At 44.8% G+C, this 22957-nt stretch carries 25 protein-coding genes; 9 read left to right on the forward strand and 16 right to left on the reverse strand.

All coding sequences use genetic code 11. The features are described 5' to 3' along the window. Positions 1 to 18: 18 nt before the first annotated feature. The 4 genes from NF543_RS12465 to NF543_RS12480 all read right to left on the reverse strand — a co-directional run bounded on the left by NF543_RS12465 (position 19) and on the right by NF543_RS12480 (position 4406). Positions 19 to 789 (reverse strand): succinate dehydrogenase/fumarate reductase iron-sulfur subunit, encoded by a 771-nt coding sequence (locus NF543_RS12465; protein WP_257668460.1) that lies wholly within the window; start codon positions 787 to 789, stop codon positions 19 to 21. An 84-nt stretch (positions 790 to 873) separates the two neighbouring features. After that, positions 874 to 2805 (reverse strand): fumarate reductase/succinate dehydrogenase flavoprotein subunit, encoded by a 1932-nt coding sequence (locus NF543_RS12470; RefSeq protein ID WP_257668461.1) that lies wholly within the window; start codon positions 2803 to 2805, stop codon positions 874 to 876. 55 nt (positions 2806 to 2860) lie between these two features. Beyond that, positions 2861 to 3634 (reverse strand): succinate dehydrogenase cytochrome b subunit, encoded by a 774-nt coding sequence (locus tag NF543_RS12475; RefSeq protein ID WP_257668462.1) that lies wholly within the window; start codon positions 3632 to 3634, stop codon positions 2861 to 2863. A 172-nt stretch (positions 3635 to 3806) separates the two neighbouring features. Then, positions 3807 to 4406, reverse strand: a complete 600-nt coding sequence (locus NF543_RS12480; RefSeq protein ID WP_257668463.1) for a porin family protein — start codon at positions 4404 to 4406, stop codon at positions 3807 to 3809. 150 nt (positions 4407 to 4556) lie between these two features. Here NF543_RS12480 and NF543_RS12485 point away from each other — a divergent pair, with 150 nt between their 5' ends. The 6 genes from NF543_RS12485 to msrA all read left to right on the forward strand — a co-directional run bounded on the left by NF543_RS12485 (position 4557) and on the right by msrA (position 8215). Further along, a complete protein-coding gene (locus NF543_RS12485) occupies positions 4557 to 4772 on the forward strand; it encodes a CsbD family protein (RefSeq protein ID WP_257668464.1) in 216 nt (71 codons plus the stop codon). 4 nt (positions 4773 to 4776) lie between these two features. Further along, on the forward strand, positions 4777 to 5115 hold the full coding sequence (locus tag NF543_RS12490) for a tRNA-binding protein (RefSeq protein WP_257668465.1): 339 nt from the start codon (positions 4777 to 4779) through the stop codon (positions 5113 to 5115). Between the two features lie 27 nt (positions 5116 to 5142). Continuing rightward, positions 5143 to 5616: a nucleoside deaminase gene (locus tag NF543_RS12495; protein ID WP_257668466.1), complete on the forward strand. Its 474-nt coding sequence runs from the start codon at positions 5143 to 5145 to the stop codon at positions 5614 to 5616. A 164-nt stretch (positions 5617 to 5780) separates the two neighbouring features. After that, positions 5781 to 6389, forward strand: coding sequence for a superoxide dismutase (locus NF543_RS12500; RefSeq protein ID WP_257668467.1), 609 nt, complete (start codon positions 5781 to 5783; stop codon positions 6387 to 6389). 85 nt (positions 6390 to 6474) lie between these two features. Continuing rightward, positions 6475 to 7476, forward strand: coding sequence for a zinc-binding dehydrogenase (locus NF543_RS12505; protein WP_257668468.1), 1002 nt, complete (start codon positions 6475 to 6477; stop codon positions 7474 to 7476). 88 nt (positions 7477 to 7564) lie between these two features. After that, entirely contained in the window at positions 7565 to 8215 is a 651-nt protein-coding gene (msrA, locus tag NF543_RS12510; RefSeq protein WP_257668469.1) for a peptide-methionine (S)-S-oxide reductase MsrA, read from the forward strand. Positions 8216 to 8251: 36 nt separating this feature from the next. Here msrA and darH read toward each other — a convergent pair whose 3' ends face one another. The 12 genes from darH to flxA form a co-directional block, all read right to left on the reverse strand. After that, positions 8252 to 9247 (reverse strand): BtrH-related acyltransferase DarH, encoded by a 996-nt coding sequence (gene darH / locus NF543_RS12515; protein WP_257668470.1) that lies wholly within the window; start codon positions 9245 to 9247, stop codon positions 8252 to 8254. Continuing rightward, positions 9244 to 9657, reverse strand: coding sequence for a flexirubin biosynthesis protein DarG (gene DarG, locus NF543_RS12520; protein WP_257668471.1), 414 nt, complete (start codon positions 9655 to 9657; stop codon positions 9244 to 9246). The genes darH and DarG overlap by 4 nt, the downstream gene beginning before the upstream one ends. 4 nt (positions 9658 to 9661) lie before the next feature. Next, the gene (locus NF543_RS12525; protein WP_257668472.1) at positions 9662 to 10126 is read right to left on the reverse strand and encodes an ApeP family dehydratase; all 465 of its coding nucleotides are present in this window, start codon (positions 10124 to 10126) and stop codon (positions 9662 to 9664) included. Next, complete coding sequence (locus NF543_RS12530; protein ID WP_257668473.1) at positions 10119 to 10556, reverse strand: hotdog family protein; 438 nt, start codon at positions 10554 to 10556, stop codon at positions 10119 to 10121. The genes NF543_RS12525 and NF543_RS12530 overlap by 8 nt, the downstream gene beginning before the upstream one ends. Before the next feature lie 4 nt (positions 10557 to 10560). Further along, entirely contained in the window at positions 10561 to 11697 is a 1137-nt protein-coding gene (gene darB / locus NF543_RS12535; protein ID WP_257668474.1) for a dialkylresorcinol biosynthesis protein DarB, read from the reverse strand. Continuing rightward, the gene (locus NF543_RS12540) at positions 11697 to 12629 is read right to left on the reverse strand and encodes a hypothetical protein (RefSeq protein ID WP_257668475.1); all 933 of its coding nucleotides are present in this window, start codon (positions 12627 to 12629) and stop codon (positions 11697 to 11699) included. The genes darB and NF543_RS12540 overlap by 1 nt, the downstream gene beginning before the upstream one ends. A gap of 9 nt (positions 12630 to 12638) precedes the next feature. Further along, complete coding sequence (locus NF543_RS12545; RefSeq protein ID WP_257668476.1) at positions 12639 to 13505, reverse strand: lysophospholipid acyltransferase family protein; 867 nt, start codon at positions 13503 to 13505, stop codon at positions 12639 to 12641. Positions 13506 to 13514: 9 nt separating this feature from the next. Beyond that, entirely contained in the window at positions 13515 to 13766 is a 252-nt protein-coding gene (locus NF543_RS12550; RefSeq protein ID WP_257668477.1) for a phosphopantetheine-binding protein, read from the reverse strand. Positions 13767 to 13920: 154 nt separating this feature from the next. Continuing rightward, entirely contained in the window at positions 13921 to 15138 is a 1218-nt protein-coding gene (locus tag NF543_RS12555) for a beta-ketoacyl-[acyl-carrier-protein] synthase family protein (protein WP_257668478.1), read from the reverse strand. Between the two features lie 48 nt (positions 15139 to 15186). After that, positions 15187 to 15930, reverse strand: a complete 744-nt coding sequence (flxB, locus tag NF543_RS12560) for a flexirubin biosynthesis SDR family reductase FlxB (RefSeq protein ID WP_257668479.1) — start codon at positions 15928 to 15930, stop codon at positions 15187 to 15189. Beyond that, positions 15930 to 17060 carry a WG repeat-containing protein gene (locus tag NF543_RS12565; RefSeq protein ID WP_257668480.1) on the reverse strand — a complete coding sequence of 377 codons (1131 nt, stop codon included), beginning with the start codon at positions 17058 to 17060 and terminating at the stop codon, positions 15930 to 15932. Before NF543_RS12565 ends, flxB begins: the two co-directional genes overlap by 1 nt. Positions 17061 to 17073: 13 nt before the next feature. Continuing rightward, a complete protein-coding gene (gene flxA / locus NF543_RS12570) occupies positions 17074 to 18606 on the reverse strand; it encodes a flexirubin biosynthesis tyrosine ammonia-lyase FlxA (RefSeq protein WP_257668481.1) in 1533 nt (510 codons plus the stop codon). Positions 18607 to 18686: 80 nt separating this feature from the next. Here flxA and NF543_RS12575 point away from each other — a divergent pair, with 80 nt between their 5' ends. From NF543_RS12575 to flxY, 3 genes are read left to right on the forward strand one after another with little or no spacing between them, the layout of a single operon-like run. Beyond that, a complete protein-coding gene (locus NF543_RS12575) occupies positions 18687 to 19910 on the forward strand; it encodes an NAD(P)/FAD-dependent oxidoreductase (protein ID WP_257668482.1) in 1224 nt (407 codons plus the stop codon). Between the two features lie 37 nt (positions 19911 to 19947). Next, the gene (locus NF543_RS12580) at positions 19948 to 21627 is read left to right on the forward strand and encodes a C45 family autoproteolytic acyltransferase/hydrolase (RefSeq protein ID WP_257668483.1); all 1680 of its coding nucleotides are present in this window, start codon (positions 19948 to 19950) and stop codon (positions 21625 to 21627) included. Continuing rightward, positions 21624 to 22922 (forward strand): flexirubin biosynthesis putative acyl-CoA ligase FlxY, encoded by a 1299-nt coding sequence (gene flxY / locus NF543_RS12585; protein ID WP_257668484.1) that lies wholly within the window; start codon positions 21624 to 21626, stop codon positions 22920 to 22922. Before NF543_RS12580 ends, flxY begins: the two co-directional genes overlap by 4 nt. Positions 22923 to 22957 lie beyond the last annotated feature (35 nt).

Here is a 22957-nt window from a genome sequence, read left to right on the forward strand (position 1 = left end):
GCAAACCTGAGATCTTTATCAATGTGCTTCTTCTTGCTTGAAGAATTTCGCGGTTAGGTATTCGCGGTTCATGCGTGCAATGTTGGTAAGTTTGATGCCTACAGGACATTCAGCCTCGCAGGCGCCGGTATTGGTGCAACTACCAAAACCTTCTGCGTCCATCTGTGCAACCATGGCTTGCGCACGGCTATATCGTTCGGTTTGGCCTTGGGGGAGTAGGGTATATTGTGAGATTTTTGCGGAGACGAACAACATGGCTGACGCATTTTTACAGGCAGCTACGCAGGCGCCACAACCAATACAGGTGGCTGATTCGAATGCCTCGTCTGCCACTACTTTGGGGATGGGGATACTGTTGGCGTCGGGCACACCGCCAGTGTTGACATTGACGTATCCCCCTGCATGTTGGATGCGATCGAATGAGGTTCGGTCTACCGCCAAATCCTTAATAACCGGAAATGCTGCAGCTCTCCAGGGTTCGATGACGATCGTTTGTCCGTCATGGAAACTCCGCATATGCAGTTGACAGGTTGTGGTACCTTGTTTTGGCCCATGCGCTCTCCCATTGATATGCAAAGAACACATCCCACAGATGCCTTCACGGCAATCATGGTCAAAGTAGATGGGGTCTTCTCCTTTTCTCACCAAATCTTCATTGACCACATCCAGCATCTCTAAAAATGACATATCCGGTGATATATCATTGGCTTGGTAGGTCACGAATTTGCCCCTGGTTTTTTCATTTTTTTGACGCCATACTTTCAGCGTCAGATTCATGTTTCCACTCATGATGGTTCTTTTATTTGGGATTTTCGATTTGCATAAATTCGATGATTTGAAAAAAATCTAAAATCTAAAATCTAAAATCATAAATTACTTATAGCTCCGTTGCGTTAATTTCACGTTTTCAAACTCCAATGGTTCTTTGTGGAGCATTTCAGGCAGGTTGTCGCCTTTGTATTCCCATGCGGCCACATATCGGAAATTTTCATCATCACGCTTGGCCTCACCTTCTTCGGTTTGGCTTTCCACACGGAAGTGCCCGCCGCAAGACTCATTGCGGTTGAGGGCATCATCTACCATTAGTTCCCCCAACTCCAAAAAATCGGCCACACGGCCAGCTTTTTCGAGCGATAGGTTCATTTCTTCGTTCTCACCCAATACAGTCACGTCATTCCAAAATTCCTTACGAAGTTCCTGGATGAGTCCTTTGGCTTTTACCAACCCTTCCTCGGAACGCGCCATGCCACAATATTCCCATAGGATGTGGCCCAATTTTTTGTGAATGTCGTCCACCGTTTTGGTACCCCTCAGCGAAAGCATCTTGCGAACATTTTCTTCCACTTCCTTGCGGGTACGTTCGAAATTTGGATGATTTTTGTCCACCGGATCAAAGCCTAACCCAGCTAAATAATCACCTACGGTATAAGGAATCACGAAATACCCATCAGCAAGTCCCTGCATCAGCGCGGAGGCGCCCAAGCGGTTGGCACCGTGATCAGAGAAATTGCACTCTCCCAAAGCGTACAGCCCAGGAACAGTGGTCATCAGGTTGTAATCAACCCATACTCCCCCCATGGTATAGTGTACGGCTGGATAAATGCGCATGGGTTGTTTGTACGGGTTCTCGTCCGTGATTTGGTAATACATGTCAAACAAATTGCCATATTTGGCCCGTACAGTATCTTCGCCCAAGCGTTTAATGGCATCTTTGAAATCCAGGAACACGGCGATACCGGAAGCCCCTACACCTCGGCCTTCATCCACCACTTCTTTTGCATTGCGGGAAGCTACATCGCGCGGAACGAGATTGCCAAATGACGGGTACTTACGTTCCAAATAATAGTCGCGGTCCGCTTCCTTGATGTCGGCTATTTTGATCTCGCCTTTGCGAAGTTTCTGCGCCAGGTCCACGGTTTTGGGTACCCACACCCTCCCGTCGTTACGGAGTGACTCCGACATGAGTGTCAGTTTTGATTGGTGGTCACCGGTTACCGGAATACATGTCGGGTGGATTTGAGTATAGCAGGGGTTGGCAAATAACGCGCCGCGCTTATGCGCGCGCCATGCAGCGGTAACGTTGCAGCCCATGGCATTGGTAGATAGGAAAAATACATTGCCATATCCTCCCGTGCATAGGAGCACGGCATGCCCCTCATGGGATTCGATGGCACCTGTGACCATATTGCGGGTAATGATGCCGCGGGCATGCCCATCGATGGTCACCACATCCAGCATTTCATGCCGGTTATACATCTTCACTTTCCCTTTATTGATCTGCCGGTTTAAAGCAGAGTAAGCACCCAAAAGCAACTGCTGTCCGGTTTGCCCACGGGCATAGAATGTACGCGATACTTGGGCGCCGCCAAATGAACGGTTATCCAAGAGCCCCCCATACTCACGTGCAAAAGGCACACCTTGAGCCACACACTGGTCAATGATATTGACGGAAACTTCGGCCAAACGATGCACATTGGCTTCGCGTGCACGATAGTCGCCGCCTTTAATGGTGTCATAAAACAACCGGAATACGCTATCGCCATCATTTTGGTAATTCTTGGCTGCATTGATTCCGCCCTGCGCAGCAATGGAATGCGCCCGTCGCGGGCTATCTTGGTAACAAAAAGCCTTTACGTTGTAACCCAGTTCTGCCAGTGAGGCTGCCGCCGAGGCCCCAGCCAACCCTGTACCCACTACAATAATGGTATATTTCCGTTTGTTAGCCGGATTCACCAATTTGAGGTTAAACTTATGTTTCGACCACTTTTCGGCCAAAGGCCCTTCTGGTACTTTTGAATCTAACATAATTGCTGTCTATTATATCATTGTGCCCATGTGATAGAAGGGCATCGTGAATAGCTTAGTTGAAAAAATAAAAATACACGGGCAGAGCGGCAAACCCGATGGGAATGGCTATCGCAAATATCCATATACCTAAAAATCGGATAAAAGGTATATATTTCTTGTGGTCTAAGCCCAAAGACTGAAACGCACTCTTGAATCCATGGACAAGATGGAAAGATAATGCTACCATGGATATGACGTAAAACGCCACCAAATACCATTCTTTGAATGCAAATGCCACTTGCTTATATAAATCTTTTGCCTTGATGACTTCTACCTCATCATCGACATACTTCACATAATCGGTAAATTCACCAGCCACCAACTCGGTCACTTTCGTTTCGTTGGTATTCAGATCGGTGCGATACTCAACATAAGGTACTTCATCGTTATGGTATTTCCACCAAAAATTACTCATGTGAGTGACGATAAATACCAACAGTACCGTGCCAAGAATACCCATGTTCCGGGAGCTCCATGCGCTGTTGGCGGAGCCACGGAAAACAGCATATCCTTTTGGCCTCGCCTTCTTATTATGAATAGTTACTACCAAAGCCCAAACGGCGTGGATAACAATAAATGTGTAAAGCAAGTAGGAAATTACTTTGATGGGGGTGAAATGGGTCATGAAATAGGCATAGTCATTGAAGGCCTTGCCCTGATCATTGTAAAATAATTGAAGGTTACCAATCAGGTGGATAACCAGGAATGTACACAAAAACAAACCGGTTAAGCTCATGATTACTTTCTTCCCCAAAGAAGAAGATAACACATGTTTAGATCTACTCATTCTCCTTGATTATTTAATTTTGGTAAGCAAATCTACCAATAGATTTAATATCGGTGAAAGCAAACAAGTAAAATCAGTAATTTAGAACTGTTCTAAGTTTTGAGTGGATTGGAAAAAAATGCCATGCCGGAAGTCGGCATGGCATGGATTGAATACGAAGTTCTGTAATGTGCTAGAATAAGCGGTAACCTATTCCGATAGTCCAAAGATTTACCTTTTGGGGTGCGCTCTCATTTTTGCTCAGCTCGCTTAGTCCATGCTCATAACGCAAGTCCGCACGGAAATTGCTGATGTCGAGCCCAAGTCCTCCTGTTACAGCCCAAGCCTGATTTTTGTAATCATTCACGTTTAGTACGTCCTCTGTGAACGTATCGGCGATACTCTTGTCCACAACAAAAGAAACGACCGGACCGGCAACAATACGCAATCCGGCAGGTCCTAAGCCAATACGCGTGCCCAAAAGCAGTGGTAAATCTAATGAGGTGAAGCTCACTTTACCTTCTTCATTTTCTTGAATCAATTTGGCTTCCGAACTCTTACCCGTTAGATAAAGTTCAGGCTGGAAATGGATGCCGGCACCACCAATGCGTGCCCAAACACCTGCTTGGTAACCCGTACGCGTGCTGGCGTCTAACCAACCCCCATCTTCAGACTTCAAATTTGAGAAATTGAGCCCTGCTTTAACTCCTAACTGAAAGCTTGGCAATAGTTGCGCATTGGCAACAATCACCGTTGCCGATAAGAGGAAAGCAATAATAAAATACTTTTTCATGGTGATAATCATTTTAATTTTTACAATGTTAGCAACTGAGGCAAATCAAGTTTGCCATGAGGATATCCGCAAAATTCAAGCCGAAAATGAAACCCCGTTAAACTTGCACATAAATCCAAGTTTATCTAAGTTTGTACGAAATCATACGATATGGCGGATATCAAAATAAAACCTGGGGAGTGGGACGTGCTGAAAAGCAAATTTAGACGGAAGTACAACCACTTGACCGATGAAGATTTAATATTTAATGAAGGAAAGGAAGACGAACTTGTCGATAGGCTGGCTACCCTTGTTCGGCGCAATCGGGATTACATCGTATTCACCTTGAAGAAGGGGCTTGCCGATTTGGAGGGCAATAGGCTATAGTGCAATGGAAGAAATATCATGGAATGATTTTGAAAAGGTAGCATTGCGGGTGGGTACTGTCATTCAGGTGGCGGATTTTCCAAACGCAAAGAAACCTGCCTACCGAATGCATATTGATTTTGGAGAAGAAATAGGCATCCGCCAAAGCAGTGCCCAGATTACAAAGCATTATGCTAAGGATGAATTGCTGGGAAAACAGGTTATTGGAGTGGTGAATTTTCCGAAAAAGCAGATTGCTAATTTTATCTCAGAATGTTTGATAACGGGATTTGCCGATGAAAATGGGGATATCGTATTAAGCACGGTAGAACGCAAGGTGCCAAATGGCGCTAAGTTGATTTGAAAACTAGCTGACATCTCACATCTCGTAATGAAATACATCAATTTTGAAGATACTGGAGACACTGTTTCCGATGAATTTTTTATGAAAGAAGCGCTCAAGGAAGCACAAAAAGCATTGGAGCAAGATGAGGTGCCAATCGGTGCGATCATTGTACACAATGGCCGGATTATCGCAAGGGGCCATAACCTAACGGAACGGTTGAACGACGTGACTGCACATGCGGAAATGCAGGCATTTACAGCTGCCTCCAACTATATCGGAGGTAAGTATTTGCAGGGTTGTACCTTATATGTCACCATAGAACCTTGTGTAATGTGTGCTGGGGCCGCATACTGGACCCAGATTACCCGTATTGTATTTGGGGCGCAGGACGAAAAAAGAGGTTTTTCGATTTTTGGCAGCAAGGTGTTGCATCCGAAAACAGCTGTGATAGGTGGTGTTTTAGAAGGTGAATGTACAGCTTTGGTTACGTCATTTTTCCGTAATAAACGGATTGAATAATATTTCAAGGTTTATTCTACAAACAAAATGGCTATTATATTCGTTATATTAAATCTCGGCTGCTGTTTTTCAGTGGTTGATGTGAAATCGATAAAGTTGTATTTGTAGACAACTTTATCTAAGTTTGTCTAGTACTTATTTTTAATCTAAAAACAACATATATTATGGCTTTTGAATTACCGGCGTTACCTTACGCCACAGATGCATTGGAACCTCATATTGATAAGGAAACCATGGAAATCCATCATGGGAAGCATCACCAAGCTTATGTAGATAACCTTAATAAAGCCATTGCGGGCACGGACGCGGAAAACCTTTCCATTGAAGAGATCAGCAAGCATATTTCGAAATATCCAGCTGCTGTGCGAAACAATGGAGGCGGGCATTATAACCATTCGTTATTCTGGACCGTTTTATCCCCAAATGGTGGAGGTACACCCTCTGGCGATCTGGCAACTGCCATCGATGAGACTTTTGGGTCGTTTGATGAATTAAAGAAGAAACTACAGGAAGCAGGCGCCACTCGCTTTGGGTCGGGTTGGGCTTGGCTCATTGTTGATGGTTCGGGTAAGCTACAGGTGACATCAACCTCAAACCAGGATAATCCTTTGTTCGACATTGCCGAAACTAAAGGAACACCTATTCTGGGTATTGATGTGTGGGAACATGCTTATTATTTGAGTTATCAAAATAAACGCCCAGCTTATTTGGAAGCTATTTTCAATGTAATTGACTGGGATGCGGTAGCCAAGCGCTACACCGCTGCGAAGTAAAAAAGCAATAAGTAAAAAATAAAAAGGGTGGCGGATATTTAAGGGTATTGCCACCTTTTTTCTTATAGCAACTAGCTAAACAACCATGCAAGCACTTGTTCTCGAAGGCATCGGCCAGTCATTCACATTGAAAGATGTACCTGTTCCGATGTTAGCTGAAAATGAAGCATTGGTAAAAATCAAAGCAGCCGCATTCAACCGTAGGGATTGGTGGATTCGGCAAGGGCAATATTCAGGATTGAAATTTCCAATCGTTTTGGGTTCGGATGGGGCAGGAATCGTGGAAGTAACGGGAAGCGATTACACCAAAGTATGGACAGGCAAGGAAGTGATTATCAACCCATCTATTGCGTGGGGTGACCATGAAGCTTTCCAACAGAAGACATTCCACATTTTGGGTTTGCCGGAAGACGGCACATTCGCGGAGTATGTAAAAGTACCTGTAGCAAACCTGTATGAAAAGCCTAAACACCTTTCATTTGAGGAGGCTGCAGCATTACCACTTGGTGGCCTCACGGCCTACCGTGCATTATTTAGCCGTGCAAGACTCCGAGAAGGAGAAAAAGTACTTGTGGTAGGGATAGGGGGAGGAGTGGCCACTTTTGCTTTACAATGGGCTAAGCATGCTGGTGCGGAAGTTTATGTCACCTCCGGAAAGGGTTCAAAGATTGAACAGGCCATGGCATTAGGTGCCCAAGGAGGCGTGTTGTATACCGATGATAACTGGCCACAACAACTTCTGGAGAAAGCAGGAGGATTTGATGTCATTGTAGATAGTGCGTTGGGGGACGGTTTTGTGCATCATCTTGATTTGGCAAACCCCGGTGGACGGATTGTTTTTTTTGGAGGCACTGCGGGAGATATTCCCGAGCTTAATGCACGTAAGATATTCTGGAAACAACTTTCCATATTAGGTACCACAATGGGATCCGCTGCTGATTTTTCGGAAATGCTGGCTTTTGTGCATGAACACGGTATCAAACCCATTATGGATAGCATACATCCATTGGAAGATGCCGAGGCGGCGTTGAACAAAATGGATACTTCTACCCAATTCGGAAAAATCGTATTGCGAGTTGGGCAGTAAAAGCATATACCTAAAATGGTGTATTTTTGAAATACTTTACGGATAACCCGCCTACCTTTATATTTTTGTATGGAAAAAAAGATGCTATATGTTTAGGAGTATATTATTTTTAGGTGGAGTAATCCTATTCAACGGATGCCTCCAAACCACAGGCTATCACACTTCCCGCGCTACTGTTTTGCCTGATGATGAATATTCATCGTCAGCGGTAGATACAGCCACTTTTGCAGGAGGATGTTTTTGGTGTACCGAAGCCCAGTTTCAGCAATTGGAGGGTGTGGATACGGTTATTTCGGGTTATATCGGCGGCACAGTAGCAAACCCAACATATAAGCAAGTGACCTCAGGTAGGACAGGCCATGCAGAAGCGATCAACGTAGTTTATAGGCCTGATGTGATTGGCTATGAAGGACTGCTTGAAGCGTTTTTCATCGCGCACGACCCAACACAGCTCAATCGACAGGGCAATGATATCGGTACGCAATACCGGTCGGCCATTTTTTACCGCAACGAAACCGAACATAAGAAAGCTGAATATTATATCAACCGATTGAGTGAGGAGAAAGTCTATGATAAGCCAATCGTGACCGCGCTTGAGCCCTATACCACCTTTTATGTGGCTGAAGATTACCATCAAAACTATTTTACCCTCAATCCACAACAGGCTTATTGCCAATATGTGATTGTGCCGAAATTGGATAAGTTCAAAAAGGTATTTAAGGAACGGTTGAAGAAATAACCATCCCTAAAAGTACATATATACTAGGGGCATTTGTCAAACACATCGCTTGAGTTTCTCGAAGAATTCCTTTTCCCTTTTGGCAATGTCCAGTAGTTGATCAGCAAGCCGTTCATATACATCCTCCCCAGATTTGCGATTCTTATAGATTCGAGAGATATCGAGCGCGAAATCGCGCCAGGCATCACCGATGCCGGTCATTTCCTCCGAATGCTGGGTGAGTGCCGGATTATTAAGCAGTGTGCCGGCTTCCTGGAGGAAAGCGGCATAGATAAATCGAAATCCACCCCCACCGGTGCCAATTTCTTCCTGCATGCGGATGAGTTGTCCGAGGTAGTGGTTGGTCTTTTTCAATCCGATTTTTTGGGGCCATTTGCGGATGTTTCGGGCTACCCACCTCATGGCTGCCACACCGACGATAGGGACTGGAGCCAGCATATCGTTGCAGGTCTGTCGGATCCCTTTTTTGATGGCTTTTTCCAAGTCAAAGTTGTCAGGGAGCCTTTCGAGGTAATAGAGGTGCCCTTTTGGGGGGAGTGCCCCTTTTGCGAAGCGAACCCGTTCAAGCTCCTTTTCGGTAAGCATGGTGGGATAATCCATTACAGGATCACTGACTAGGTAATTTTCTGCCTCTTTTCCGTAGATTACTAAGTTATGGGCATTGAAATGAAACCGATATTCATCCGGGAAATAGGTGAGGTGGTAGACACCTACTTGTAAGCCCACGGGAATCCCCTGCCGGAGTTTTTCATCGAGTATGACCTTGGCCCGCTCAGGGGACGAAAAACGTTGGTGGTGTACCTTTATTCCTAGTCGCTTAGCCAGCCGACGGAAAATTTTTCCGGGCATAGGACGATAGCTAAAACCGGGCGCAAAGTTTACCTTAATGAAAGGCAAATAGACAAAGAACAATCCACTGCCAATACCGAAGGCCATGGGTTCGGAAATGGCAATGCCACGGTACTTTAGTAGGTTGGAAATTACCCCATTCTCGCAATGGGCAGATTGGTGGTGTTCAAAATCTATCTTCATGTATTCGGGTTCGGAACGGGAGCTTTTAACTGTTCAATTGTGATGCCAAAGACATCAGCGTACTTTTGAAGGGTTTTTTCCTTCAATTTAAGGAAACGTTTCGGATGGAAATGCCGTTTGACAAACCAACGGTGAATGCCCACATAGCTGGCAAGCAATGCTACGTCCATGCGGTGGAGTTCCATGTAATAAGCAATAGGACTAACCTTTCCGGCCAAGACAGCATGCCCCGTGTCTGCTATCCGTTCTTCAATCAGTTGGAGCGATTCGTTTAGTGCAAGGGTCTTAGCTTCCCAACCTGTACTATGCACTGTGGTATAGCGGCCGTTTTCATCTACAGCATAGCAAAGCTCACTGATGTTTTTCTTGGCAAGGCTTCCGTCGTCCTGCGGCACTTGGTTTTTTTTCATTCTTTTACGTATGCTGGGTTTGCAGCAGCATTTTCATGGTTGCCGACAAGGCAATTGCCCCATTCACTGAAACTTGACCTTGTATGTTGCAAATTTTCAAAAAATCTGAAGTAAAAACAAGTTCCGTTTGCGTGCGGGTTAATAATTTGTCCCCTACAAGGGGAAGCGCCATGACCTCCAAGTCGAGGATGGTGCTGATGACGCCCAGATTATTCTTTTTTTTATTCCAAAGGGGTTCGCCGGGCTTGATAAAAAAATAATTGAGGAAGATAAAGCTTGTTTGGGCAAGATTTTCGAGCATTCCCATTTCGGAAAGCACGCCATGTTTGACGAAAAGACATAGTGGGGTTACTAAAAATCTTGTTTCGGTTTTCAAGCCATCTACGGTTGTCACATGATCCACCATCACCATCGGAGGCCGGTGTGGGATAAGTTCTTCGATGGGTGGGAATGGCGTGGGATTATTCAAGGTCTTTGGCAATGACGGTTCGCATTTCGCCTATAGCGATGGTTTTCTCATTTAATTTTACCTCTCCACGAACAATTGTTACACCGAATAGCTGCTGGAGAATGTGCACGCTGGTATGGAGTTCATCCCCTACACGGGGAAGGTCATATATTTCGAAGTTTTTAATGGATCCGATGTAACCCACAGGAGGGGGAAGGTTGCGTTTAAAATAATCGTATCCTTGGTATAAGGCAATGCTTTGCGCAAAATTTTCGATAATACCCGCTTCGGTGAGCATCCCATCCTTATTGACCAATACATGGTTTTCAGGGATTTTGAATGCGGAAATGATAAGCGTTTTTTCATGCACGAGAATCTTATCAACCAATACAAAAGGCGGTTGTTGCGGAATCAATTTCAGGATGGCTTCTTGTGATGAAACTAGGTTCATATGATCACGTTACTTCCAATAGTGCATAAACATAAGAAAATCTTCCGCTTTCAGGTACAGATAGCAGTATTTTTTCTCCACTTTTGAGTTTCCCGGAATTGAAAAGCTCTTCGAGTTGGATATAGCTGGATGCCGATCCCACGTTGCCAATCTTGTTGAGATTGATAAACCATTTTGCTTCGGGAATGTCGATGTCGGCTTTTGAAAAAGCCTCAGACAGGCGATCCTTAAAGAAATAGGAGGAAATATGCGGAAGAAAATAATCCAAATCTTCCATGGTCACCTGATGCTTATGAAGTACTTCTTGGATACTTTGTACACCTTTAGGGATGATATTTTCTTCCAATAATTTGATATCCTGCTTAATAGCGAAGATCGATTGATCGAGCCATTCTTCTGGGGAGGCGTCGCTCCATGAGTGGAGTTTTCCATTTACTTTAGTGGCTCCGGCATACATGCACGGCTCCAATTCATTGGCATATGAAATCCCATCTACCCAACGGATAGTGAGTGAAATGCCTCGCGGATTAGGTTGGTTGCCCAACAGCATGGCGCCAGCTCCATCGGATAACATCCAACGTAGAAAATCTTTTTCGAATGCAATGATGGGGTTTTGTTCCAGGGCTGCAAGCCGTTCGGATTCGTTATTAAATTTATTAGCACGTAACCATGATGAAACCCGTTCGGAGCCGGTACATACAGCTTGTTTCGCACCCCCACAGGCAATGGCCATAAACGCATATTTCAATGCATTCATTCCCGATGTACAAATGCCTGAAGCCGAATTGAGTTCCATGGGCTTGTTTTGCCACAGTCCATGCACCATGCTTGCGTGTGAAGGCAACAATTGGTCGGGTGTAGAAGTACCACATGATAGGATGTCGATTTCAGTCTTGTCTGCACCGGATATTGCCATTAGCTGATTGATGGCTTGATAGGTCAATTCGGCATTATTGTGTGTGGGCTGCCCATCCTGCCCAATGGCATAATAACGCATTGTGATCCTGTTGTTGCGCAATACAATCGATTTTGCGCGGGATGGGGTACCATTGACAACACCCAACACTTGCTCAATCCGATCATTAGGAATGGGATTATTAGGCAGGTACTTCGATATCGCATTTATATATACCTCTGGCATTACCGGAATTCCTTGAAATTAACAGACTGATAGTACCTCGTTTCTTTCCGTACAATAGAAAGAAAGGGCAAATGTAGTATTAAAAATAATAAACTCACGATAGGAGCAAGAATCCATATTGCAAAAAGCAAATAATAATTGAAAGCTTTGAGCCAAGGTTTGCGTGAGGGATCCATGGGTAGCCCTTTACTGCGGATGATTCGCGACCATTTTGAAAACATTGAATTTGCTCTTTTATCCACAAAGACCAGCAAAGGTTTGACCATAACGGCTTTCAAATCAAGCAATTCTTTTTGAAGGGTTGTATAGTCATTTCGCTTCAGATGTGAACATACTGGATGGCCAAACCTGACGGACTCTTTGATGTCCTTATCAGAAACCCCGGGTTTGGGAAATAGCCCCAAGTAAGAATCTTTCTTGCCTTTCATCATCCAGTGCACGATCGTGATCACACTGACATGATTGAGGTGGCGGTCTACCAATACAATATTGCCTACAAGCGTGGCACCAAGATGATGTAGCAATCCTTTCACTTTCTCCTGTGCCATTACCCACATATTGCGGCAATTGATTACGGTAACGACTGGTTTTCCATCCAATAGCTTCTTTGCAGCCGGGCTTTGCAAAAATGAGTTTATGGGGATAGAAGGAGATAGGTACCACACTTGGTAACCAAGGATGATGAGGTCGTAATCTTGTTGCAGCACATCATTTCCCATCGGGGTCAATTCACAGGGAATTTGGAGAAAGGATTCAGGGAATGCATCGAAAAAGCTGTTTCCGTCCCAAGGGAAAGGGTAGTCATGCATAGGCCGTATCCGATGGAACGTGAGTTCAATTTCTTGGTCGGCCACTAGCGGCTTGAGGATTTGGTCCAGGATTTCCTTTTGTTGCCCGGTTTGGGTATAGTATATGACAAGTACTTTCTTCATCCTTTACGCTTAGGCCTTCCAAAAATCGTAATAATTAAACCATTGCAAAGGATATTTTGCTAAAATTTGTTCGATACTTTTCGTATAAGCGTGGAGCAACGATTGCGCATCGCGATGGTTAAATGTCGCTTTCCGAGCATATAGATGATAGTGTTTATTTCGCTCACGCATTACATATACGAAAAGCACAGGTGTGCTTAGCCTTGAACTGATAAGAAACGGCCCTGCAGGGAACCGGGCAGAATCACCCAATAAGTCGGATGTAAGGGTTTTGGCATTGTCGACAAAACGATCACCCGTAAAGCAGATGATCCCTTTATCGCCTATAACCTTAGTGATTTCGAAAATATGTGACAGGTCATTCTTTACGACAATAAATTCAGTTTTTGGCTTTGCCATGATGCTGGCCAAGTAAGATTTGATTGCCTGTTGTTCCTCATCGGTGGTTACCAGATGGATTTTCTTATCAAACTCACCCATGAAGTATTGGGCTACCTCGAAATTGCCTGTGTGTGCGCTGATGAGGATACCAGCCGTATCATCTTTAGCCAATTGACGGATATGGTGGATGCCATCAAATTCGTATGTATACTTGTGCTCCAATCCAGCAGTGATCGCCACCTTATCGATGAGGGTTTGTCCGAAAACGAAATAATTGAGGTAAGTGTTTACAATGCTACGAATAGGGCCGTTTTTGCGATGAATACGGAAGTAATGGTAGATTGTTTTTGTTTGCCTTGATGAGAAAAAAAAATAATAAAAGGATACAAACACGAGCAATGAGTATGCGATGTTTATCCCAGCGTGCTTAATTAAAAAAATGAATACCTTATAACCAGAAACGGTCCCCCTTGATTTTCCTTCCCACTCAGACATTGGATATCGTTAGGCAATGGCGTGTAGCTTACTGCCTATTAAATCATATAGATTGTTGAAAGTTAATACATTGGTAAAGTCCTTGCTTTCCAGTTTTATGCCAAAATTTGATTCGATGATAACAACCAAGTCCACATAATCCAGGCTATCCAAATCCAACGACTCCTTCAAGTGCGCATCGGGTTGGATGACTTCCGGATCCACTTCAAATTCATCGATTAAGAACTTATTGGTAATATCAATAATCTCGTCCCTATTCATTCGTAAACTAGTATTTATGAGTGTTAGATCTCATCGGCATAAATGAGCTCGTTTCACTCGGTTTATTTTTTAAATGATCCGATACCTGCCTACTGAAATATTTTGCTATTTGCGAATATTGCTTCCTTGCAGGCTCAAACCTAATGTTACTCTATTACAGTTTTTTTACTATCAACGCAGAATTTGTTCCGCCAAATCCAAAAGAGTTTGACAAAAATACATTAAAATTTTGGTTTATGGTAGTTTTTACCAAACTCAGGTTTTTGGCGGTCTCATCCACTTCTTCCAGGTTGATATTTGGCGCAATGAATCCATGCTGGGCCATAAGGAGTGAATAAATCACCTCGCTGGTTCCGGCCATCCAACATTCATGTCCTGTCATGGATTTAGTGGAGCTGACACAAGGAGATCCGCCAAATAACTGATATATGGCCCGTGCTTCATTGGCATCGCCCATTGGGGTGGATGTGGCGTGCGCATTGATGTATTCAATGTCTGCAGGTGTCAATCTTGCTTGTTCCACAGCCATTTTCATAGCCCGTACCGGTCCCTCCACATTTGGTGTGGAAATATGGTCGCCATTGGAAGAAAAGCCATAGCCCAGTATCTCGGCCAAAATGGGTGCGCCCCGCCGTACAGCCGATTCATATTCTTCCAGCACGATCGTGGCTGCCCCGCCGCCCGGCACCAATCCATTGCGGTCTTTATCAAATGGACGAGAAGCCTTGGTAGGCTCGTCTTCCCGATCAGAAAATACACCAAGACCATCAAAACTGGCCATGGCGTATTTATTGGTTTCTTGCGCTCCCCCGCAGACGATACAATCTTGTAGTCCTTGCTTAATAAATAAGTAAGCCAAACCTATAGCATGCGAACCGCTCGCACATGCCGCACTGATGGTCATATTGATTCCACGGATGTGGTAAATGGTGGAGAGGTTCATTGTAACGGAAGAGTTCATTGATTTGAAAATCGCCCCAGAACCTACCAACATGGTGTCTTTTTTCTGTCGAACGATATCTATTGACTCCATCACAGCCTGTGAAACACTATCATTGCCGTATAATAACCCTACGACGTGCTCACGGAAAAAATCATCATCAATATGGGCGTTTTGAAGTGCCTCCCGTGTGGCTACATAAGCGTATTCACTTTCTTCGCCCATGCTGATGCGTTGCCTACGGGAAAGGAATTTGGTAAGATCAGGTTTTGCCACAAAGCCTGTGAGTGCAGAACGGTAACCGAAATCCTTGCGTTCCTGCGAAAATACAATCCCGGATTTCCCTTGGTATAATGAATCTTTCACTTCACTGAGGTTTTTCCCCAATGAAGAATAAATACCCATTCCCGTGACTACTACTCTTCGTTGCATATTTTTTGAGCTTTTAGCAGTTAGCTAACACCTAATAGCCAATACCGATTAAGAATATACTCCCCCATTAATATTAATGACTTCCCCAGTGATGTAGGAAGCCTTTTTGGATGCAAGGAAACACACTAGGTCGGCAACTTCCTCTACTGTTCCAAAACGATTTAAAGGTATTAATTTTTTTAGTTCGCTTTCATCCAGGCCACTGGTCATATCGGTTTGGATGAAACCCGGTGCCACGGCATTCACCGTAATATTGCGTCTGGCTACTTCTTGTGCTAAGGCTTTGGTGGCTCCAATCAAGCCAGCTTTGGCGGCTGAATAATTGGCCTGACCGGATGTGCCTTTAACCCCTGATATGGAAGCGATGTTAATAATGCGGCCATATCGGTGTCGGAGGAGATCTTGGATTAAGGGCTTGGTCACGTTATAAAAACCATTCAAACTTGTATCGATAACCTTTTTCCAATCGTCTTTTTCCATCCACATGAATAATCCATCTCGCGTAATTCCTGCGTTATTGACAATGACTTCAATGACCCCTGTGGGGTGTTGTTCCCTCCACGTAATCAATTGCAAATTGGTTTCTATTTGGTTACTTACGTCAAATTGGAGTACCTCTGCTTCACCTCCGTTTGCAACGATGATGTCTTTGGTTTCTTCTGCTGATTCACTATCCGACCGGTAATTTACCAATATGGGATACCCCAAGTCTTTTGCCAATGCAATGCATACTGCTTTTCCAATGCCACGGGATCCTCCTGTCACCAATGCATACTTCTTTTTTCCCTCCATTAATTCGCTTTTTCGAAGGGTTCCGCATTGTCAAACCATTCATTCCCGAGCACTTGTCCCCGCGTGTCAATAAAGCCCCACATTTTGTTGTGCTTCACCCGTGCCAATCCATTGATAAACCCTTTTTCGTCTCCACCAGTAAGGAATCCCAATAGTGCCACGGATATGCCATATTTATCTTCAATGAGCAATTCGCCTTCGGTATTGATGAAACCCCATAGTTTGTCGATTTTGACAGGGGCCAATCCATCCTTGCTGAAAATCTCAGCGTCCTTATATTGAGGTTCAATGGCCATTTCTCCTTTGGCATTCACATACCCCCATTTCTTGTCGATATATACCGGGGCCAAGCCGTTGCGGAAGGCCCTCGCTTTTTCGAACCGGGGCTCGATAATCCAATTACCCTGCGTGTTAATGAAACCGAGTTTGTTGTCCTTACGGGCATAAGTTATTGTTTCATCGTCAAGGAATGCCCATACTTTGGTAGCTCCTTCTACAGGTTTGAACTGCTTGTCCTTACCAATCACCCCAAAAATACTTCCCTTATTGGCTATGATGATGCCGTTATTGGAGATGTCGATTCCATCGTATTCCACGGATGTGTATACGGAACCATTCGGCGTAACAACGCCCCATTTACCATCCTTACGCACCTTAGCTAATCCACTGACCAGAGGTTTAATCTCCTCATAAGTGGGTTCTATTACAGTGGTTCCTTTAGCATCAATCAGGCCTATCTTGTCGCCCCGGCGGATGAATGCGTAGCCATGCTCAAAATCGTACAGCTTGTCTGACTGGGGCAATTCCGCTACCTGTCCGGATTTATCAATATATTGCCACTGTTTATTGGTCATCACCAGAGCTAGACCGTCGCTGAAGCCTTTTGCGTTGTCAAACCGGGGTTCGATAACAATTTCACCTTTCGCGTTGATGAACCCCCACTTTCTGTCAACCAACACCGCCGCAAGCCCATTTGAAAATGAACCTGCTTTATCATACGTCGGGGCAATGGCCATCGTACCCTTTGTATCGAGGTAGCCGAATTTTTTGTCCTTCCTCACCAAAGCTAACTCCTGAGCAAAGGATGAGGAAACAAACAAACCTAATAAGAAAGTAAATAGGAATCTCATGGCATTAAGGTTTTTAGTTAATCAAATCATGTTCTTTTGCATGGTTTTTTATCGCTATCAAAAAAGGCGACAATACCATATCTTCTTTAAAGATAGGGACAATTGTCCGAATATGTGTATAAACCTTTTTACTTTTCGATGATAAGTGTGCCGAACAATCCAATGCCTCTACGGCTTGGGTCAACGTAAGCAATTGAATGGCGAGCACTTCATAAGCATTATCGATAACTTTCTTGGTGAGCCATGCCGAATTAGCGCCCATGCTTACGATGTCTTGGTTATCCTTGTTATTGGGTATACTGTGGGTATAGATGGGTGAAGCCAGGGTTTGGTTTTCCGCTGTGGTGGAAGTGGCGGTAAACTGGGCACCCTGCATACCGAAATTAAGGCCCAACTTGCCCAAGTTAACAAAAGAGGGCAGGATTTCGTTCAACGAGGAATTGAGCAGGTAATTAAGCTGCCTTTCCATCAGCATGGTTAATTTGGTTGTGGCTATGCGGAGTTTATCCATTTCGAAGGCAACGTAATCGCCATGGAAATTGCCGCCATGATACACACTTGCTGATTCCACATCGATGATGGGGTTGTCATTCGCGGAGTTTACCTCCTCGATAAGGATGTTTGTACAATATTGTAGGGCATCCCATATGGGGCCAAGAATCTGCGGAACGCAGCGGATGGAATAATATTCCTGCAATTTATCTTTAAAGATATTTTCTTCTACCTTACGGCTATACAGGTGTTCGGCCCGTTTACGGATCAATTTGCTGTCTGCGATAACCTCCCTCATCATTGCAGCTACTTGCTGTTGTCCTTGGTGTTTTTTTGCACCATTGAGTGTTTCAGAAAGATGGTCGTCATAGGCACAAACCAATTCATTCATCAATGACGAACAGAGGATGGACCAATTCAGCAACCGCTTGGCATAGATGGCATTGACAATGCCAATTCCCGTCATCACGGAGGTTCCATTGATTAAAGCCAAACCCTCACGGATATGGATTTCCATCGGTTGCAACCCTTCTTGGGCCAATGCTTCAGCGGCCGATGTTTCTTTGCCTTGATAGATAACATTGCCCTCTCCAATCATATTAAGGGCAAGGTGGGCCAATTGGACCAAATCTCCACTGGCTCCCACACCTCCATGTTGGTATATGACCGGCAATACACCACGGTTGAGCAGTTCTTTCATCAATTCCACTACGCTCGGATGTATACCTGAGTATCCCAACGATAATGTATGTAGTCTGGCCAATAAAGCAGATTTTGCATAGATTGGATCTAATATATCGCCCATGCCGGTAGCATGGCTGCGAATGAGATTATATTGTAGCTGGATTTGATCGGCCTCATCGATCCGATATTGAGCCATAGGGCCAAACCCCGTATTTACCCCATAGATAATTTTATCCTTAGCAAAATCCTTGAGAAAAACATGGCTTTGGTTTATTTTATCCGAGGTGCTTTTGGACAAAAGGATTTTTTTGTTTTCAAATAATACCGAGTAAAAATCTGCTAATGCAATCGGATTCGTTAGTTCAATCATTTAAATATGCATAAATAAAGCGGTTGCAAAAATAAGAATATATCCGTTAACTTTGAACCGTCCATACTCCGTTAAATATAATGATTTCAGAACATGTTGATGTTTTAGTGATTGGAGCGGGCCCAGCGGGTGCCGTTGCGGCCTCCATTTTGCAGCAAAAAGGAATTAAATTAAAGGTAATTGAACGTGAGCATTTTCCTCGTTTCGTAATCGGTGAAAGTTTGATTCCGCGCTGCATGGATCATTTTGACGAAGCGGGCTTCATCGATGGCGTAGAGGCCAAAGGATTTGAGAAAAAGTACGGAGCCCGTTTCCTGCGGGGTGATGATGTATGTTGGTTTGATTTCAGCCAGAAGTTTTCTGCGGGGTGGGATTGGACATGGCAGTTGCCCCGGGCCGAATTTGACCAAACCCTTATGGATATCCTACAACGTCGTGGGGTAGCGATTAGCTTTGGCACGACGGTTGAAAATATCGTATTCCAGGGCACAGATTCACTCACCACAGTGTATGATGAGGGAGGAAATCGTAGTGAGATACACGCCAAATTTATTATCGATTGCAGTGGTTATGGCCGCGTGTTACCCCGGCTCCTGAACCTTGACAAACCCTCATCGTTCCAGCCTATGGCTGCTACATTCGTGCATGTGGAAGACGTGCGACGGCCACAGGATAGGGAAGGAACACTCATTACGTTTGATGTGCTTGACCAAAAGGTATGGTTTTGGGTCATTCCGTTTTCGGATGGACGGTCGTCATTGGGGTTGGTTTGTCCGGTGGAACACCTGGATGCTATCGATCAAGGAAATCCGACAAAAACATTTCAACATATCATCCGGCAGTCTGAATTTTACAGCCATCGCTTTGATGGATTAACGTTTCTCTTTGAACCGAAGAAAATCGTTTCCTATGCCAAAGCAGTGGAAAAAATGTATGGCGACGGTTTTGCCGTGGCGGGGAATAGCGCGGAGTTCTTGGATCCCGTGTTTTCTTCAGGGGTCTGCTTTGCAACGGAATCAGGTGCAATAGCCGCAAAATTAGCCGCCAGACAGGTGATGGGAGAGACCATAGATTGGCATAAAGCGTATGAAGAACACATGGCATGGGGTGTCAATGTGTTTCGTTCGTACATACGTGACTGGTATTCGGGCGACCTGCAGAAATTTTTCTTCCATAAGGAAGTAAACGAAGATGTCCGCCGTAAGGTGTGTTCGGTATTGGCGGGATATGTATGGGATAAAGAAAACCCGTTTGTCAAAAAGCATGATAGAGCGGTAAGGGCGGTGACACATTTGCTGCCTTAATTTTAGCCGGCAGTTAGATAACGGTAATAGGCAAATAGTGAAAAGAATAAATCTACAGGGTGTCGTTCTTATCTATGTTGGGGTAGCCTTCGCATGGTCAAGTCTATCGTGCGCGGGGATAAAGCAGATGCCCCAAGTGGATCAATATAGCAGCGATGTAGGCGAACGGACAACGATAGCCTCGCAATTCCATGCCATGCAAGGCGGAAAACTTCGTAAAAATGAACAGGGTTTATGGGAATTGTATGTAGCCGGTGATGCATTGGAACGGGGGCTGATCAACGGCATGCTGACCCAAGAGTTGCTTGATCAGCAGGAGACCGCTTTTGTTTCAAAAATCAAGGAGTTGGTACCATCTGCATTTCACCAACGAATATTACGAGGTTTTCTCAAATTCTTCAACCGAAGATTGATCAACCATGTGCCCGAGGAATACCAAGTGGAGATTTATGGCTTATCGCGCTCCTCATCGGATGCATTTGATTTTATTGCTCCACCGTACCAAAGACTCCTGTATTTCCATGGTGCACACGATATTGGGCACGCCTTGCAGGATTTGGCATTGGTAGGCTGCACTTCCTTTGCGGCTTGGGATACTCATACTGAAGATGGAAAACTGTTGATTGGCCGCAATTTCGATTTTTATGTAAGTGATGCGTTTTCGGAAGAAAAAATTATAGCTTTCATCAATCCCGATAAAGGACACAAATATGCCATGGTTACATGGGCAGGCATGGTGGGAGCGGTATCTGGCATGAACGATAAGGGACTTACTGTAACCATCAATGCTGCAAAATCCAATGTGCCCATGAAAGCCAAGGCCCCTATTTCATTGGTCACCAAAGAAATTTTGCAATATGCGGAGAACATTGAAGAGGCCATTGCCATTGCGAAGCAAAGGGAAGTATTTGTGTCTGAATCCATTATGGTAGGTAGTGCAGCAGATGGCAAGGCTGTGCTTATCGAAGTGTCTCCCAAGAAATTCGGCATCTATGAATTGGCGGATAATGACGACCTATTAATCTGTGCCAACCACTTCCAAAGCCAACCCTATCAATTGGACAAGAATAATTTGCGGCAGCTTGCCAAAAGCCATTCGCAATACCGGTTTGACCGCATGCGTGAACTGATCGCTTCAAACCTGCCGCTAAATCCGGCTTTGACGGCAACGTTCTTACGGAACAAAGAAGGCATCGATGGTGTGAAGCTAGGCTATGGAAATGAAAAAGCCATTAACCAACTCCTTGCCCATCATGCCGTGATATTCCAGCCGGAAGACCGTATCATGTGGGTATCGTCCAACCCTTACCAATTGGGAGAATTTGTAGCGTATGACTTGAATGAGGTGTTCACCCGGTTCCCCACGATGGGGCAAGATACGATGGTGGCGACCAATACCTTGAATATCCCTGAAGATGTATTTATCCATTCGGTTGAGTTTAAAAATTATGAGTCGTTTCGCATAGCGATACGAGAATTAGAAGCGAAGATAGCAACCAAGCAAACCGCTAGCGAGGATGAAATCAAGCGTTTCCAGCATATGAATCCTGATTTTTGGAAAACGCATTTCACTGTTGGTGAATACTATCGCAGTCAAGGACAGTATAGGGAGGCATTAAGGTGCTACCATATGGCACGAAGTAAAGAAGTGACCACTGAACCAGACAAGGAATTAATCGAAAAACGTATCAAAACGTGTGAAAAGAAAAGCAAATGATTCCCATACCAGCCATTGAAAAATTGAGCAGAGCCGATATCAAGCGCTTTCAGGAAGAAAAACTAGGTGAACTGCTAGTTTACCTCCAAGCCCGATCCGTTTATTATCGCAAGGTGTTCAATACCCATCACGTAAATATAGAGACCATCCGGTCCTTGGAGGATTTGGCTTCACTCCCTGTTACCACTAAAAATGACCTTCAACACCATAATTTGGAGTTTCGCTGTGTGGATGCGTCAGCGGTGGCCGACTATGTGACCACTTCCGGAACTTCTGGCGACCCGGTATTGCTGGCGCTCACTGCTGCCGACCTTGACCGCCTTGCTTACAATGAAGCATTGTCTTACCAGTGTGTGGGATTATCACCGCAAAGCACCATTCAACTCACCACAACCATGGACAGGCGTTTTATGGCCGGCTTGGCCTATTTCCTCGGTGCACGTAAGGCGGGGATAGGCATTGTCAGGGTTGGTTCCGGTGTGCCCGAATTGCAATGGGATACCGTAGCACGCGTGCAGCCTGATACCATTATCTGTGTGCCGACTTTCCTATTGAAGATGGTCGAATATGCCGAAATCAATGGTATTGATTTCCAAAATAGCAGCGTGAAAAAGGCGATATGCATCGGGGAATCTTTGCGAAACCCCGACTTCTCCCTCAATACACTGGCGAAGCGCATCCTTGGCAAATGGGACATCCAATTGTTTTCCACCTATGCTTCCACGGAGATGGGAGCGGCCTTTACCGAATGTGAACACGGTGTAGGGGGACACCATCACCCTGAATTGATTATCACGGAGTTTCTTGATGAAAGCAACAACCCGGTTCCAGCGGGCGAAGCCGGAGAGCTGGTTATCACTACGCTGGATGTCGAGGGAATGCCTTTGTTGCGGTTCAAGACCGGCGATATTGTACAGCCCTTTTACGAACCTTGCGCCTGTGGCCGTACCACGATGCGGCTTGGGCCAGTCATCGGCCGCAAAAACCAAATGGTGAAATACAAAGGGACCACGATATATCCCCCTGCGATGGTCGATTTGCTGAACGATTTCGAAGAAGTAGTGAACTATGTGATAGAAATTTACTCAAATGAATTGGGTGAAGATGAAATCACCGTGAAAGTAGGAACCGAGCACGGTACGGAGGAGTTGATGCTGAAGATAAAAGACCGGTTCAGGGCTAAATTGCGCGTGAGCCCGAGGATTATATTTGCCCCTATTCAGGAAATCAACCGGATCAAGTTTCCCGAAAACTCGCGGAAAAGCGTTACGTTTATTGACAACAGGAACATATAGAAAACTTTCAATTATTGGGCATACCGAACAACAAT

The sequence above is a fragment of the Parapedobacter tibetensis genome (assembly GCF_024704835.1).
Taxonomy (GTDB): Bacteria; Bacteroidota; Bacteroidia; order Sphingobacteriales; family Sphingobacteriaceae; genus Parapedobacter; species Parapedobacter tibetensis.